This is a genomic window from Fredinandcohnia quinoae (assembly GCF_022427965.1).
GTDB lineage: Bacteria > Bacillota > Bacilli > Bacillales > Bacillaceae_L > Ferdinandcohnia > Ferdinandcohnia quinoae.
Genome location: NZ_JAKTTI010000059.1, coordinates 1 through 16177, shown reverse-complemented (window position 1 = coordinate 16177; position 16177 = coordinate 1). Strand labels below are relative to the sequence as shown.

The 16177-nt window shown below is 36.8% G+C and carries 15 protein-coding genes, 1 tRNA gene, 1 other RNA gene and 1 other annotated feature; of the genes, 13 read left to right on the top strand and 4 right to left on the bottom strand.

The window, feature by feature from the left end; all coding sequences use genetic code 11:
• Positions 1-764: 764 nt before the first annotated feature.
• Positions 765-1736, bottom strand: a complete 972-nt coding sequence (locus MJG50_RS21230) for a YaaC family protein (RefSeq protein ID WP_431307313.1) — start codon at positions 1734-1736, stop codon at positions 765-767.
• Positions 1737-1887: 151 nt separating this feature from the next.
• On the opposite strand from MJG50_RS21230, the gene guaB reads away from it, so the two are divergent.
• The 6 genes from guaB to MJG50_RS21200 all read left to right on the top strand — a co-directional run bounded on the left by guaB (position 1888) and on the right by MJG50_RS21200 (position 8320).
• On the top strand, positions 1888-3354 hold the full coding sequence (gene guaB, locus MJG50_RS21225) for an IMP dehydrogenase (RefSeq protein WP_240257779.1): 1467 nt from the start codon (positions 1888-1890) through the stop codon (positions 3352-3354).
• A gap of 121 nt (positions 3355-3475) precedes the next feature.
• Positions 3476-4840 carry a D-alanyl-D-alanine carboxypeptidase family protein gene (locus MJG50_RS21220; RefSeq protein WP_240257778.1) on the top strand — a complete coding sequence of 455 codons (1365 nt, stop codon included), beginning with the start codon at positions 3476-3478 and terminating at the stop codon, positions 4838-4840.
• A gap of 198 nt (positions 4841-5038) precedes the next feature.
• Positions 5039-5923 carry a pyridoxal 5'-phosphate synthase lyase subunit PdxS gene (gene pdxS / locus MJG50_RS21215; protein ID WP_240257777.1) on the top strand — a complete coding sequence of 295 codons (885 nt, stop codon included), beginning with the start codon at positions 5039-5041 and terminating at the stop codon, positions 5921-5923.
• Between the two features lie 7 nt (positions 5924-5930).
• Complete coding sequence (gene pdxT, locus MJG50_RS21210; protein ID WP_240257776.1) at positions 5931-6521, top strand: pyridoxal 5'-phosphate synthase glutaminase subunit PdxT; 591 nt, start codon at positions 5931-5933, stop codon at positions 6519-6521.
• Between the two features lie 58 nt (positions 6522-6579).
• Positions 6580-6799: a binding site (T-box leader), on the top strand.
• Positions 6800-6841: 42 nt separating this feature from the next.
• Positions 6842-8116 carry a serine--tRNA ligase gene (serS, locus tag MJG50_RS21205; protein WP_240257775.1) on the top strand — a complete coding sequence of 425 codons (1275 nt, stop codon included), beginning with the start codon at positions 6842-6844 and terminating at the stop codon, positions 8114-8116.
• 111 nt (positions 8117-8227) lie between these two features.
• Positions 8228-8320 (top strand) — tRNA-Ser (locus MJG50_RS21200).
• Positions 8321-8445: 125 nt separating this feature from the next.
• Here MJG50_RS21200 and MJG50_RS21195 read toward each other — a convergent pair.
• The 3 genes from MJG50_RS21195 to MJG50_RS21185 all read right to left on the bottom strand — a co-directional run bounded on the left by MJG50_RS21195 (position 8446) and on the right by MJG50_RS21185 (position 11190).
• Positions 8446-9114 carry a deoxynucleoside kinase gene (locus tag MJG50_RS21195; RefSeq protein WP_240257774.1) on the bottom strand — a complete coding sequence of 223 codons (669 nt, stop codon included), beginning with the start codon at positions 9112-9114 and terminating at the stop codon, positions 8446-8448.
• Complete coding sequence (locus tag MJG50_RS21190; protein WP_240257773.1) at positions 9101-9754, bottom strand: deoxynucleoside kinase; 654 nt, start codon at positions 9752-9754, stop codon at positions 9101-9103. The genes MJG50_RS21195 and MJG50_RS21190 overlap by 14 nt, the downstream gene beginning before the upstream one ends.
• Before the next feature lie 152 nt (positions 9755-9906).
• Positions 9907-11190 (bottom strand): glycosyl hydrolase family 18 protein, encoded by a 1284-nt coding sequence (locus MJG50_RS21185; RefSeq protein WP_240257772.1) that lies wholly within the window; start codon positions 11188-11190, stop codon positions 9907-9909.
• A 309-nt stretch (positions 11191-11499) separates the two neighbouring features.
• On the opposite strand from MJG50_RS21185, the gene tadA reads away from it, so the two are divergent.
• The 7 genes from tadA (at position 11500) to MJG50_RS21150 (ending at position 15945) form a co-directional block, all read left to right on the top strand.
• Positions 11500-11979 (top strand): tRNA adenosine(34) deaminase TadA, encoded by a 480-nt coding sequence (tadA, locus tag MJG50_RS21180; protein WP_240257771.1) that lies wholly within the window; start codon positions 11500-11502, stop codon positions 11977-11979.
• Positions 11980-12074: 95 nt separating this feature from the next.
• Positions 12075-12340: signal recognition particle sRNA large type (gene ffs / locus MJG50_RS21175), an RNA gene on the top strand.
• Between the two features lie 141 nt (positions 12341-12481).
• Positions 12482-14173 carry a DNA polymerase III subunit gamma/tau gene (dnaX, locus tag MJG50_RS21170; RefSeq protein WP_240257770.1) on the top strand — a complete coding sequence of 564 codons (1692 nt, stop codon included), beginning with the start codon at positions 12482-12484 and terminating at the stop codon, positions 14171-14173.
• 34 nt (positions 14174-14207) lie between these two features.
• On the top strand, positions 14208-14528 hold the full coding sequence (locus tag MJG50_RS21165; RefSeq protein ID WP_240257781.1) for a YbaB/EbfC family nucleoid-associated protein: 321 nt from the start codon (positions 14208-14210) through the stop codon (positions 14526-14528).
• Positions 14529-14553: 25 nt separating this feature from the next.
• Positions 14554-15150 carry a recombination mediator RecR gene (recR, locus tag MJG50_RS21160; protein ID WP_240257769.1) on the top strand — a complete coding sequence of 199 codons (597 nt, stop codon included), beginning with the start codon at positions 14554-14556 and terminating at the stop codon, positions 15148-15150.
• Between the two features lie 16 nt (positions 15151-15166).
• On the top strand, positions 15167-15379 hold the full coding sequence (locus tag MJG50_RS21155; RefSeq protein WP_240257768.1) for a YaaL family protein: 213 nt from the start codon (positions 15167-15169) through the stop codon (positions 15377-15379).
• A gap of 302 nt (positions 15380-15681) precedes the next feature.
• Positions 15682-15945 (top strand): pro-sigmaK processing inhibitor BofA family protein, encoded by a 264-nt coding sequence (locus tag MJG50_RS21150; protein WP_240257767.1) that lies wholly within the window; start codon positions 15682-15684, stop codon positions 15943-15945.
• Positions 15946-16177: the final 232 nt, after the last annotated feature.

The following is a 16177-nucleotide window of genomic DNA, read 5'->3' as shown; positions in this document are numbered from 1 at the left end:
AGAAGTGTATGTATTCCACTAAAATATTGGATTCAAATCTATTTTCAGAGTATGTAGCAAGTCTAAATTACCCGATATGCACGATATTCTAGGTAAATGCACGATAAAAAGTTGATATGCTCGTACATTAGAAGAAATGCGTGATAATCCAAATATATGTGCGCTAGCAAAATTATATGCACGATAGCTGAAATAAATGCACGTTAACGAAAACCAGCCCACCGAGTATAAACATCCAACATAAATAAGATCCGATCCAATAAGTACATCACCAAACCCAACCAGCAAAAGTTAACCTTCCGTGCTTTAAAAACCATATTATAGTTTGAAAACAAGGTGTTTTCGCTTCAAATTGAAGTAATCCGCAGGTAGAAGTGTATGTATTCCACTAAAATATTGGATTTGAATCTATTTTCAGAGTATGTGGTTAGACTAAAATATCCGATATGCATGATATTTTGGATTAATGCACGAAAAAATCATGTTATGCTCGTTAATTAGATGATATGCGTGATAATCCAAATATATGTGCGCTAGCAAAATTATATGCACGATAGCCGAAATAAATGCACGTTAACGAAAATCCACCCACCCACCTAGAGGATAATTACCTTAAATAAATTTAGAATGGATCCAATAAGTACCTCACCAATCCCAACCAGCAAAAGTTAACTTTCCGTGCTTTAAAAACCATATTATATAATCAAATTATTCGATGGTTTAACGCCCCCAACCGAGGTAAATTGCAAACAAATAAGCCTGTATTAATCACCCTTAATCTTCCCTTTCAAAAATAAATAAAGTAAATAAGGCACTTTGTCAGCTGATATTGCTAAAAATTGTCTAATAAAAGGATAATCATTGCTAGAGTATGTATGAAGGAGTTCACTCCACCACTCTGTTTCATATCTAGAAATCATACTCAAATTATAGAGTATTAAATAATGAACCATTACTTCTGGAAATATCGTTAAGAGTTCGCGTTCCCTTGGTAAATAAAACTCTCCTTCGTATAGGTGAAATAATAAGGGTGAGCTAGTAAGCGGTAATAGGTTACTATTAGTATCCAACGATAAGAATATTTCTTCACTTTCAATATAAATAGTCCCAAATGGAATGGTAGATTCAATAAAACTCAAAAGTCTTTGCGATGTCATATGATAGGCATCCAAAGTCTCATTTGGGATTATAAAGGTCGACTTATCTTTTAAAGGAGTTTTTATATATAGGTCTTTTTGAAAATGTAAGGAGAACAAATTATGTAATTCAGGAATTCGTTTTAAAAGCTGCCCCATTGATAGTTTCTCGCCTTCAATTTGCCTAATATGAAACATTTGATTTGAAAAGTGTGAAAATAAACCGTTTTTTTGAACCTTTACTTCGTCATGGAAAAATTCATAGCTTTGCTTTTTTCTTTTTCTCGTGGATACACCATGAGCCAAAACAGATGTTGATTCTGGGTATTGTGGGTCAACCGTTAATAGACATGCTTTTAATAATTGAACCATGCCATAAAATAATAGTACTGGTTTTATTGATAATGGCGCATTTTCAGCAAGCTTATAGTAATTTTGACCATGTTCAAGGTAGTAGATAAAAGGGTAGCTGTTTTCATAGCTTTTCTTTTCAGCATCTTGAATGGGGGCCTTCTTATAGCACTTGTAAAGTAAACGCTGAGTTGTATTTGCAGCATGTAATGCATTAAATGATTGCCAAATAAAACGGTGATCTAACAAACCATTAACCTCCAGGTAATAATTAGGACATAAAATAAGGGACTGGGTATTTGAAACATCTGAATTATCTAACATATCCTTACTTCCTTGACAGTATTTTACCCAGTTGTTAATCTACTAATAATATTTTTATTTGAAGGGGGATTATTACATGTGGGAAACAAAGTTTGCTAAAGAAGGTTTAACGTTTGATGATGTGTTATTAGTACCAGCAAAATCTGAGGTACTACCGAAGGATGTCAATCTTTCTGTTGAATTAACAAGTACACTTAAGCTAAATATTCCAATCATTAGTGCTGGAATGGATACTGTTACAGAGGCTGAAATGGCAATTGCGATGGCTCGTCAAGGTGGACTTGGGATTATCCATAAAAATATGTCCATCGAACAACAAGCAGAACAGGTTGATAAAGTTAAGCGTTCTGAAAGTGGTGTTATATCTGATCCATTTTTCCTAACTCCTGACCACCAAGTATTTGATGCTGAACATTTGATGAGCAAGTATCGAATTTCAGGTGTACCAATTGTTAATAATCCACAAGAGCAAAAATTAGTTGGTATTCTTACTAACCGTGACCTTCGTTTCATTCAAGACTATTCCATTCAAATTTCTGATGTAATGACAAAAGAGAATCTTGTTACAGCACCTGTTGGTACGACATTAGAACAGGCTGAGAAGATTCTACAAAAACATAAAATCGAAAAGTTACCTTTAGTAGATACTGAAGGAGTATTAAAGGGACTTATCACAATTAAGGATATTGAAAAGGTTATTGAATTTCCAAATTCCGCAAAAGATGCACATGGCAGATTGTTAGTTGGAGCTGCAGTAGGTGTAACAAAAGATACAATGGTCCGTGTTGAAAAGTTAGTGGCAGCATGTGTCGATGTAATTGTTGTTGATACTGCTCACGGCCACTCTGCAGGAGTGTTGGATACAGTTCGATTGATTAGAAATCAATATCCAAGCTTAAATATTATCGCGGGTAATGTTGCTACTGCAGAAGCAACTCGTGCACTGATTGAAGCTGGGGCCAATGTTGTCAAGGTAGGAATCGGACCTGGATCAATTTGTACGACTCGTATTGTTGCTGGTGTTGGTGTGCCACAGATTACTGCAGTATATGATTGTGCAACAGAAGCAAGAAAACATGGTGTGTCCATTATTGCAGATGGTGGTATTAAGTATTCTGGTGATATTGTGAAGGCTCTTGCAGCTGGTGGTCATGTGGTCATGCTTGGTAGTCTTTTAGCAGGTGTTTCAGAAAGTCCTGGTGAAACAGAAATCTTCCAAGGACGTCGTTTCAAAGTATATCGTGGTATGGGGTCTGTGTCAGCCATGGAAAAGGGAAGTAAGGACCGCTACTTCCAAGAGGACAATAAAAAATTTGTTCCAGAGGGTATCGAAGGACGTCTCCCTTATAAAGGGCCACTTTCTGATACAATTTATCAATTAATTGGCGGCATTCGTTCAGGCATGGGCTATTGTGGTACAAGGGACCTAGAAGAACTTAGAGAAAACTCTCAATTCATTCGAATGACAGGTGCAGGCTTACGTGAAAGTCATCCACATGACGTTCAAATTACGAAAGAAGCTCCTAATTATTCATTAGCTTAAAAAGAACCATTGGCAGTAATTATATAAAGTGGTAGATAGAGTCAGGTACTCTGTCTATTTTTTTTCATGATACTATGATAAAATATTTCCTGTGTGTAAAACGATGTTGGAGGTTTAAAATGTGAAGAAACAATTACAAAAAAAATTGATTATTAGTTTGATAGCAATTTTTTTGTTATCAATTTTTAGTAACTCATATATAACTGTTCAAGCAGAGGCATTGGCCCCAGAGATAGATGCAAAATATGCTATTTTAATAGATGGTGATACAGGTAGAGTACTCTTTGAAAAAAATGCAGATGTTGCTGCACCAATTGCAAGTATGACAAAGATGATGACAGAATACCTCGTGTTAGAGGCTATCAATAAAGGGAAAATTTCTTGGAATGATACGACTACTGTTAGTGATTATGCATTTGCAATCTCAGATCCAAGTAATGGATTTTCAGGCGCAGGCTTAACACAAAATAAGCCATATATTGTTGAAGATTTATACAATGCAATGGCAATCTACTCTGATAATGCAGCGACAATTACATTAGCTGAATTAGTAGGTGGTACAGAAACTAATTTTGTGAAAATGATGAATGATAAAGCGGCTGAACTGGGTCTACCAGATTATCATTTTGCGAATAGTACAGGATTAACAAATCAAATGCTAGAAGATGTCTATCCGGACGGAAGAGATCCAAATGGGGATAATATTCTATCAGCAGAATCAGTTGCTCTATTAGCTTATAGCTTAATAAAAGATTATCCTGAAGCACTAGAGCACTCAAGTATTCCACAAATAACGTTTGAAGGAAAAAAATTAAACAATTACAATTGGATGTTAAAACATGACCCAGCAGAATCACCTAATTTTGTTCCATACTATTATGAAGGTATGGATGGGTTAAAAACAGGTTACACGGGCCCAGCAGGAAAATGCTTTACAGGTACTGCTGTAAGAAATGGCAAGAGGCTAATAACGGTTATTATGCATACGAATGTAGAAAAAGATGCTCCACGATTTGTTGAAACAAAGAAACTTCTAGATTACGGTTTCAATAATTTTGAGAAGGTTGAAATTTTCCCAAAAGGCTACCAAATGAAGGGTAAAGAAGAACTTAAAGTTCTAAAAGGGAAAGAAAAAGAAGTTGAAGTTGTAACAAATAAACCTATATCTATCCTGATTAGAAAAGGTGAAGATAAATCTTTATATGAGGCATCATACGTTTATGATAAAAAACTCGTATCTAAAGATAATGAAATAACGGCGCCGATTAAAAAAGGTGATAAGGTCGGTACCATGAAGATCACGTATAAAGGTGATGGAGAAATTAAATTTATCACTCAAGGTAAAGAAGATGTTATTCAAGCAGACCTTGTAATAAAAAAAGACGTTGAGAAAACTAACTGGTTTGTTTTAATGCTTAGAGGTATTGGTGGGTTTTTCAGTGATATTTGGTCAAGTATTGCAAACGCAGTAAAAGGTTGGTTTTAACAGTAGTTGCTCCCTATCAATTGATAGGGAGTTTTTATTTATTTCATATTAATTTGATAATAATAATATGAATTCTGTAAAAATTAAGGTAAAATGATGAACAAGTACTCTAACAGGGTTAATAGAGATAGTAGTAAGAAAAATAAATTAACTAAAAAAAAGAGTGCTGAAATTTATTAGCATATTGGGGGATTCGTTATGGCAAATACAGGTACAGATCGTGTAAAACGTGGAATGGCTGAAATGCAAAAGGGCGGCGTAATTATGGACGTTGTCAATGCAGAGCAGGCAAAAATTGCTGAGGAAGCAGGCGCAGTTGCCGTAATGGCACTAGAACGCGTTCCGAGTGATATTCGTGCTGCTGGTGGAGTTGCAAGAATGGCAGATCCAACAATCGTTGAACAAGTAATGAATGCTGTGACGATTCCAGTTATGGCGAAGGCGCGTATTGGTCATATCGTTGAAGCGAAAGTGTTAGAAGCTATGGGCGTTGATTACATAGACGAGAGTGAAGTATTAACACCAGCTGATGAAGAATTTCATTTAAATAAACGTGATTACACAGTACCATTTGTTTGTGGTTGTCGTGATTTAGGGGAAGCAACTCGTCGAATTGCCGAAGGTGCTTCTATGCTACGTACGAAGGGCGAACCAGGGACAGGTAATATTGTTGAAGCAGTGCGTCATATGAGAAAGGTAAATGCACAAGTAAGAAAAGTCGTTAACATGAGTGTAGATGAATTAATGACTGAAGCAAAAAACTTAGGAGCTCCATTTGAATTATTGCTTCAAATCAAAAATGAAGGGCGTTTGCCTGTTGTAAATTTTGCTGCAGGTGGTGTGGCGACACCAGCAGATGCTGCGTTAATGATGCAGCTTGGTGCTGATGGTGTATTCGTAGGTTCAGGGATTTTTAAATCGGACAATCCAGCAAAATTTGCACGTGCTATTGTTGAAGCAACAACACATTTCACTGATTATGAGCTTATTGCTAGTCTTTCAAAAGGATTAGGAAGCCCGATGAAAGGAATTGAAATTTCTTCATTGTCTCCAGAACAACGTATGCAAGAACGTGGATGGTAAGTGAAATATGGTTAAAATAGGGGTATTAGGACTTCAAGGTGCAGTACGTGAGCATGTTGACTCTATCGAGGCGTCTGGTGCAGAAGCAGTCGTTGTAAAAAGAGTTGAACAATTGGAAGAACTGGATGGATTAATCCTTCCAGGGGGAGAAAGTACGACAATCCGTCGACTGATTGATAAATATCATTTTATGGATCCTTTACGTGAATTTGCAAAAACGGGGAAGCCTATGTTTGGCACATGTGCAGGACTTATTTTATTAGCTAAAAAAATTGTAGGCTATGAGCAACCACACTTAGGGTTAATGAGTGTTACAGTGGAGCGTAATTCATTTGGCCGTCAGCGAGAAAGCTTTGAAGCAGAGCTTATGATCCCTGATGTAGCAGATGACTTTATCGGTGTTTTCATTCGTGCGCCACATATCATTGAAGCTGGTGAGAATGTTGAAATATTAGCAAAGCACAATGGTCGAATTGTAGCAGCAAGGGAAGGGCAATTTTTAAGCTGCTCCTTTCACCCTGAATTAACAGATGATCATCGCTTAACAGCTTATTTTGTTAAAATGGTTAAGGAAGCAAGTGGGAAAAATCTTGCATAAACCATTGAAACATGGTAAAACTTATAGTACATGATGAATGACAATACAAATTAATATGATGAAATCTATGATAGGAACTAGTAGCTTGTTCTTTTTCTTAAGAGAGTCGGTGGTTGGTGTGAACCGATGAAAAAAGCATGTGAATCCATCCTTGAGTAAAATACTGAAATCATTTTGTATGTAACTAGGTATTTTCGGTAAATCCGTTATCTTATCAAGAGGAGGATACATTTGTGTCTTCAACTAGGGTGGTAACGCGGGTAACTCTCGTCCCTTCATTGGGATGAGGGTTTTTTATATTTTAAAGGAGGCTTTTTATAATGCTTGATATTAAGTTATTACGTACCAATTTTGAAGAAGTAAAACAGAGGTTACAATGTCGTGGTGAGGATTTAACTGACCTTGGGCGATTTGAGGAATTAGATAGCAAACGTCGTGAGTTAATTGCTAAGACAGAAGAGTTAAAAAGTAGACGAAATGAAGTGTCTGCAGAAATCGCAGCCTTAAAACGTGAGAAGAAAGATGCAGATCAACTTATCACGGAGATGCGTGAAGTAGGAGATCGGGTTAAAGTTTTAGATAATGAATTAAAGGGTGTCGAGGAAACATTAGAAAATTTAATGCTCTCAATTCCAAATATCCCTCATGAAAGTGTTCCGATTGGGGAAACTGAAGATGATAATGTAGAAATCCGTAAATGGGGGGAACTGCCTGAGTTTGCATTTGAGGCAAAGCCTCATTGGGAGGTTGCTGACAATCTTAAAATTCTAGATTTTGAACGTGCAGGGAAAGTAACAGGTAGTCGCTTTGTATTTTACAAAGGCTTAGGTGCACGTCTTGAAAGAGCATTATATAATTTCATGCTTGACCTACATGTTGAAAATCATGGCTATGAAGAGGTAATCCCACCATATATCGTTAATCGTGCGAGTATGACTGGTACAGGCCAATTGCCAAAATTTGAAGAGGATGCGTTCCGAATTGAAAGTGAGGATTATTTTTTAATTCCTACTGCAGAGGTTCCTGTCACTAATCTTCATCGTGATGAGATATTATCTAGTGAGGAACTCCCGATTAAATATGCAGCATTTAGTGCTTGCTTCCGTTCAGAAGCGGGTTCAGCTGGAAGGGATACACGTGGTTTGATTCGTCAGCATCAATTTAATAAAGTTGAGCTTGTGAAGTTTGTAAAACCAGAGGATTCTTATCAAGAGCTTGAAGACTTAACAGCAAATGCAGAGAAGGTTCTTCAATTATTAGGCTTACCATATCGTGTGTTAAGCATGTGCAGTGCTGACCTTGGATTTACGGCTGCTAAGAAATATGATATTGAAGTTTGGATTCCAAGCTATGGCACCTATCGTGAAATTTCTTCATGTAGTAACTTCGAAGCGTTCCAAGCGAGAAGAGCAAACATTCGCTTCCGTAGAGAACGTGACGCAAAACCAGAACATGTTCACACATTAAATGGATCTGGTCTTGCAATTGGAAGAACTGTAGCGGCAATCTTAGAAAATTACCAACAAGAAGATGGCTCTGTTGTTATTCCTGAGGTTCTTCGTCCGTATATGGGAAATCGTGAAATAATTAAGTAAAAGATGGATAAAATGATGGCCAAGATTGATAAAAATCTTGGTCATCAAAAAAAGTTTTAAATTTCGTTGACAAGTTATTTTCAAATGTGTTATATTAATTCTTGTCGATACGGAGGAATACCCAAGTCCGGCTGAAGGGATCGGTCTTGAAAACCGACAGGGGTGTTAAAGCCCGCGGGGGTTCGAATCCCTCTTCCTCCGCCATATTTCAAATATTAGCGCATAAAATATTGGAGATAGAAACTCGTTGCCATCTGGTAGCGAGTTTTTTTATGCTTTGAAATAAATAAAAAAACCTTTAAGCAATCAGCCTAAAGGAGGAAGAAACATTATTTTTTTAGTAATTCTGTTTGATGAATGAAATGTGATATTTTTTCAATAATCGGTTCAATTGATTGTTCTTCATCAACAATATCATACTCATTGATGTTCAGACGTAGTACAGGACATGCATTGAAGTTATTGATCCATTTTTCATAACGCTCATGCATCTCTTCCCAATACGAAGTCGGGGTTTGCTGCTCCATCGGTCTTCCGCGTTCCTGAATCCGCGCGATAATATCATCCAGGCTACCTTCCAAATAAATAAGAAGGTTTGGGTGTGGGAAGTAAGGAGTCATGACCATCGCATCAAATAAATTTGTATATGTTTCATAATCAACTGGATCCATTGTCCCTTTTTCATAATGCATTTTTGCAAATATCCCTGTATCTTCATAAATTGATCGGTCTTGGATAAACCCTCCACCATACTCAAAGATTTTCTTCTGCTCCTTGAAACGCTCAGCTAGGAAGTAGATTTGTAGATGAAAGCTCCAACGATTAAAATCAGCATAAAAGCGATCAAGATAGGGATTTGTATCCACCTTTTCAAAAGAAGTTCTAAAACCAAGTGCATTTGCTAATGCTTTCGTCATTGTTGATTTTCCAACACCAACTGTACCTGCAATCGTTATAACAGAATTGCTGGGAATATCATATTTATTACGCAAATTCATTATTCTTGACTCCTTTTACATGTATGGTTTCTTCGACTTTTGTTAAAATCAATTTGAGATCATCTTTATTTTGGACAAAATCGAGCTCGTCACCATTAAATCTGATAACTGGTATGTCTGGATGAGTTTTTTCAAATTGATCCATCGACTGTTCATAATCAAATGAAAGCTGACTTAAATAAGATGGATCAATATTTTTTTCAATATCTCTCCCACGCATTTTAATTCTTTCTAATAATGTATCAAGACTTGCGTGCAAGTAGATTACGACATTCGGAACGGGCATATCCTTTGTTAAAATATCATAGATTTGTAAATATTTTTGATATTGTTGGTCTTTTAATGTACGACTAGCAAAGATTAAATTTTTAAAAATATGATAATCAGCAGCAACTGGCATATCCTTTTTTAAATATAGCTCATTAATGTCTTCAAGCTGTTTATAACGATTGCAGAGAAAGAACATCTCTGTTTGAAAGCTCCACTCATCAATATTGTCATAAAATTTCCCTAAGAAAGGATTCTCATCTACAATTTCCTTTAATAGGGAAAATTGAAAATGATCAGAAATTGCTTTAGCGAGTGAGGTTTTACCAACACCAATCGGACCCTCTACTGTAATAAAAGGTATCCTGCTCATCTCGTTTCCCCCTTTATATGCGCGTTCAATAAGAACTTTATCTAATATCCAAAAAATTAACAGATAAGCATTATTTTATCACAGGAAGGGCTAAGATTGTTACATATTGTCGAAAAAAAAAGAACTCAGCTCTTGAGTTCTTTATACATACATTATCTTTTCGTTACATGAAAGTTATCTGTAATTAATAACCAATTTTGTGGGAAGGGCAAACCGAGCTTCCAATAGCTTACCCCGCGGATATTTAGTTCCTTTACTAAGTCAAATTTTGCTTGAATACTACGTGCATCTTCAAACCATACCGTATGGTCCTTACCATTAGCCGTATAATTAAAATGTGGTGCCTGAGCTTTTGTATCATATAGAATGGGAACATTGTTTTCTGCAGCAATTTGGATTGCACGCTGCGGACTTACTGCTTTTGCATACTGACCACCTTCTACAAAAGGTAAGGTCCAATCATATCCATACAAATTTTGACCCATCATAATTTTTGAAGCCGGCATTTCTGTTATAGCATATTCAAGTACATCACGAACGGGACCAATTGGTGATACGGGCATTGCAGGACCACCACTATAGCCCCATTCATAGGTCATTATTACGACAAAGTCGACAATTTCCCCATGTGCCCGATAATCATGTGCCTCATACCAGCGTCCTTTTTGGGTTGCACTTGTTTTCGGTGCTAGTGCTGTTGAAAGCAACCAACCTTCTTGTTTAAAACGTTGCTTAGCTTTTCTTAAAAATGCATTGTATGCCTCTCTATCCTCTGGACGTAAATACTCCATATCAAAATGAATATCACGGAAGCCATATTTTTTTGCTGTTCGTACGATATTATTTAACAGTCTATTTTGCACATCTTGATTAGTTAAAATAATTTTTCCTAATTCATCACTAAATTGATCGTTTTCAATATTTGAGACAACCATCATTAATGTTACATTTTGTGCTTTTGCAATACTTGGAAAGTTGTTCAACAAGGGTTCTTTTAAAGAACCATCCCGTTGAATTCGAAAACTAAAAGGAGCAAGATACGTTAAATAAGGGGCGGCTTCTCTAGCACTTCTTTCAAGTGCTGGACTAACACTTGATCCCAATGGTTCTACATATGCATTAAATTCAGCATTTCGTTTTTGTCTTGGTGGGATGTATAAACGAAGACCAATGTTAAGTGGGTGTGTAGCGGATATTCCATTTATCTGTGCTAATTGTTGATAGTTCACTCCAAATTTATTGGCAATCGACCAGAGACTATCTCCCGGTTGGACCCAATAAAATTGTCCTACAATAGGAATGACAATGGCTTGCCCAATTACTAATTGATTAGGATTAGGAAGTTGGTTTGCTTTTACAATATCTTCGGCAGTAGTACCATAAGCCTGTGCAATGCCAAATAATGATTGTCCGGACTGGATTACGTGGATTTGCATGTTTGACCTCCTCATTTTAATATATAAATAAACACTCTTATCAATTTATGAGTGAAAAATTGAATTAATGAAGAAATCTTATAAGTTCGTAATCAGATACACCTTAGCATACAACTTACCACTAATGACTATAGTTTAAAGTCGTGTTCAAAAAGGAGGACAAAAAGAGCCGAGAAGGTCGAGGCGGCGAAGCTACGAGCAGCGGAATGTATGCTTTTAATACATGAGCAGCGCAGAAGCGAGCCAACGAAGAGATTCGACAGCTATTTTTCCCGGACTTTTTGAACAACCTCTTAAAGGAGTTCTTTGATGAAACAAGATGAATATTACATGGGATTGGCAATAGAAGAAGCAAAAAAGGCTGAATCAATAAATGAGGTGCCAATTGGTGCAGTAATTGTACTTGATGGCGAGATTATTGGGGCTGCTCATAATTTGCGTGAAACGGAGCAGCGTTCAATCGCACATGCAGAGCTTTTAGCGATCGATGAGGCATGTAAAAAAGTGGGGTCGTGGAGATTAGAAAATGCTACCCTCTATGTAACACTTGAACCATGCCCAATGTGTGCAGGTGCCATTGTGCTATCGCGAATTAAAAGAGTCGTCTATGGTGCAAGGGATCCGAAAGGTGGATGCGCTGGAACGTTAATGAATTTACTTCAGGATGAGCGTTTTAATCACCAAGTAGATGTTGTAACTGGCATTTTAGAAGAAGAATGCAGTGAGTTATTAAGTACCTTTTTTAGGGAGATACGTAAAAAGAAAAAGCAATTGAAGAAAAGGGACTAGAAAAAACTTACAAATGGTTTGCGTTGATTTTTTCTGAATAACCATATATACTAGAAATGTGTCCAAGTGACACCTTAACAATGGTTTCAATTTTGCCGTGCTAAGCGGGGAGGTAGCGGTGCCCTGTACTCGCAATCCGCTCTAGCGAGGCCGAATTCCTTCATAGAGGGTAGTCTATCGTAGGGTCTGCCCTAAGTAAGTGGTGTTGACGTTTGGGTCCTACGCAATGGGAACCCACGAACCCTGTCAGGTCCGGAAGGAAGCAGCAGTAAGTGGATCATCCCATGTGCCGTAGGGTTGCCTGAACCGAGCTAACTGCTTAGGTAACGCCTGGGGTAGCTATTCGACGGAAGGTGCACGGCAGTTTAATCCATAAGTAAAACTCACTCATTTGAGTGGGTTTTTTGTTATGCTTAGGAAAATGAATTCAACATTCCTTTTGTACAGTTCACACACTTCTTGTATAATAAGGAAAGATAAGAAGAGAAGGGGGGCAAAAATCATGGCATATCAAGCATTATACCGTGTCTTCAGACCGCAATCATTTCAAGATGTTGTTGGACAAGAACATATTACGAAAACATTGCAAAATGCCCTACTTCAAGAAAAATTTTCTCATGCTTATCTGTTTTCTGGACCAAGAGGAACCGGGAAAACAAGTGCTGCAAAAATTTTTGCAAAAGCAGTTAACTGTGAGCGCTCGCCGATCTCAGAACCTTGTAATGAATGTCCAGCATGTAAGGGAATTACAGATGGCTCAATTTCCGATGTAATTGAAATTGATGCTGCATCAAATAATGGTGTAGATGAAATCCGTGATATCCGTGATAAGGTTAAATATGCTCCAAGTGTCGTACGCTATAAAGTATATATCATTGATGAAGTACATATGTTATCAATTGGAGCTTTTAATGCATTGTTAAAAACATTAGAAGAACCACCAAGACATGTGATTTTTATTCTAGCTACAACTGAACCACATAAAATTCCATTAACCATTATTTCAAGATGCCAACGTTTTGATTTCCGAAGAATTACATCTCAGGCAATGGTCGGAAGAATGAAGACCATTATTGAAGCGGAAAAGGTTAATGTAGATGATTCAGCATTACATGTCATTGCTAGAGCAGCTGAAGGTGGAATGCGTGATGCCCTTAGTTTGCTAGACCAAGCTATTTCCTTTAGTGACGAATCGGTTCATTTGGAGGATGTTTTAGCAATTACTGGTGCTGTGTCCCAATCGTTTTTAACAAGTTTAGTAAATGCAATTCGAGATAAAGATGTTCGAACTGCATTGAAAACATTAGATGATTTAATGAATCATGGGAAAGATCCAATGCGATTTATTGAAGACCTCATTTTTTATTATCGGGATATGCTTTTATATCAGACTGCTCCTCAGCTAGAAGAAGTATTAGAGCGGGTCATGGTAGATGAAGAGTTTGTTCAGCTGGCTCAAAGCATTGGAAATAATGAAATATACGAAATCATTGATATCCTTAATCAAGCCCAACAGGAAATGAAGTGGACAAACCATCCGCGTATTTTCCTTGAAGTAGCATTGGTTAAGTTAACCCAAATCGAGGGTGCACAAAATGGTACCTCGATGCCACAGGTTGACACGTTGTTGAATAGAATATCTCATCTTGAATCTGAATTGAAGATTATTAAAGAAAAAGGTGTAGCCATTTCTACACAAGCAACAAATCAATCTACGGAAAAGCGGCCGCAAAAGTCAGTTCGAAATAATTATCGTACCCCTGTAGGTCGAATCAATGAAATCTTAAAAAATGCAACACGGACTAATTTAGAGCTTTTAAAAACAAAATGGGGAGACATGCTTGAGCATTTACGCAAGCAAAATAAAGTATCCCATGCTGCTCTATTAACAGATAGCGAGCCTGTTGCAGCATCTAAGGACGCATTTGTGTTAAAATTTAAATATGAAATTCATTGTAAAATGGCAGCAGAAAATAATAATAATGTTCGAGATAATCTCGAAAGTATTTTAACTGAGATTACCGGGACGAGATTTGAAATGATTGGTGTCCCTGATGATGATTGGGGCAAAATTCGTGAAGAGTTTATCAGAGGGCAGCGCAATGATGATGATGAATCTGAACAAGAGGAAGATTCTCTCATTACAGAAGCAATGAAAATTGTCGGTGCGGAGCTCATTGAAATAAAAGAATAACTAAAGTTGTTAAATAAAGGAGGACACACACATGATGCGTGGTGGCGGAATGGGAAATATGCAAAAAATGATGAAGCAAATGCAAAAAATGCAAAAGGATATGGCGAAGGCCCAAGAGGAATTAGCTGAAAAGGTAGTCGAAGGAACTGCTGGTGGCGGTATGGTAATCGTGAAAGCAAACGGACAAAAGGAAATTGTCGACGTTATTATAAAAGAAGAAGTTGTTGATCCAGAAGATATCGAAATGCTCCAAGATCTAGTACTTGCAGCTACAAATGATGCGTTAAAACAAATTGAAGAGCTAACAAACTCAACAATGGGACAATTCACTAAAGGAATGAACCTGCCATTCTAAAGGCAATGAGGGGAAATAGATAGATATGCACTATCCTGAACCAATATCAAAGCTAATCGATAGCTTTATGAAATTGCCAGGAATCGGTCCGAAAACAGCCGTTCGCCTGGCTTTTTTTGTATTAAATATGAAGGAAGATGTCGTACTAGATTTCGCAAAAGCTTTAGTAAATGCAAAACGAAATCTCACATATTGTTCAAATTGTGGGCATATAACCGATAAAGATCCTTGTTACATTTGTGAGGATGAACGAAGAGATAAAAGTGTCATCTGTGTTCTTCAAGATCCAAAGGACGTTATCGCATTAGAAAAAATGAAGGAATACAATGGTTTATATCATGTTCTCCATGGGGCAATTTCACCAATGGATGGAATAGGACCAGAAGACATAAAGATTCCAGAATTATTGAAACGACTACAAGATGATACAGTACAGGAAGTAATTTTAGCGACTAATCCCAATATTGAGGGAGAAGCTACTGCTATGTATATTTCAAGATTGTTAAAACCAACAGGGATTAAGATCACCAGAATCGCACATGGTCTACCTGTAGGTGGAGATTTAGAATATGCAGATGAAGTGACTTTATCAAAAGCACTTGAAGGTCGTCGCGAATTATAAGTAAGGAGGATATTTCATGCTATTTAAAAGGAAGGGTTGGCTTCGAAATGAATTCAATGAGAAGCTTTTACACCAGCTACAATTAACGAAGCAAGAATGGATGAAGCAAAAAAGTCTAATTGAAAAGAGTTTTGAACCTTCTGACGACATCCTTAATGAACTTAAAGTAGCAGAAACGAAATATTTCTTTCTATTAAGAGAAGCAAAAAAACGCAAAGTTAATTTATGATGATTAGAAGGGCTCCTACTTATATGAAGTAGGAGCTTTTTCATGGATTTAGAAATTAATTAAATAGAAAAAGGCATTTAACGATGAAAGTCGACCAAATAATATAGAACTCTTGAATTTTGTATCTATGCATTCCTGGCTGGTAATTGTACTGTCTCTTTATGATGATAAATATACATTACTTCAATATGTATTTTCATCTAATTTTATTATTAGAACTACTTATACATATAAGGGGTTCTGAAATGAAAATTCCTTCATACAATAGTGGTACAAGTTATCTTGAAGGAGTGAGAGTATAATTGGAGCCAATAGTCGTAATTTCGATATTAGGTGGATTAATAGTACTTGTTCTTATCGTAGGTGCCCCTCTGAAACCAATTCGCCTAGTTGGACAATTATTTGTAAAAGTGATGATTGGTGCATTATTATTGTTTTTCTTAAATGCCTTTGGAACAACAATCGATTTACATGTACCTATTAATTTTGTAACCGCGACTATTTCAGGTTTGCTGGGACTTCCGGGAATAGCAGCTTTAGTAATTATAGATATGTTTATCTTATGATAAAAACAAATGGAATAGCCATTTGTTTTTTTAGTTGACAGCATCCTATATGAGATGGTATATTAGTATTTCGCTGTTGGGAAACAGACGAATCTTAGAAAAAAGTTTTTTAAAAAAAGTATTGACCCACATTACTCAGGGTGTTATACTTATAAAGTCGCTTGAGAGGCGGCGAGAAAAAAGTTCTTTGAAAACTGAACACAATACAAGCGTCAACGTTTAATCAAGATAA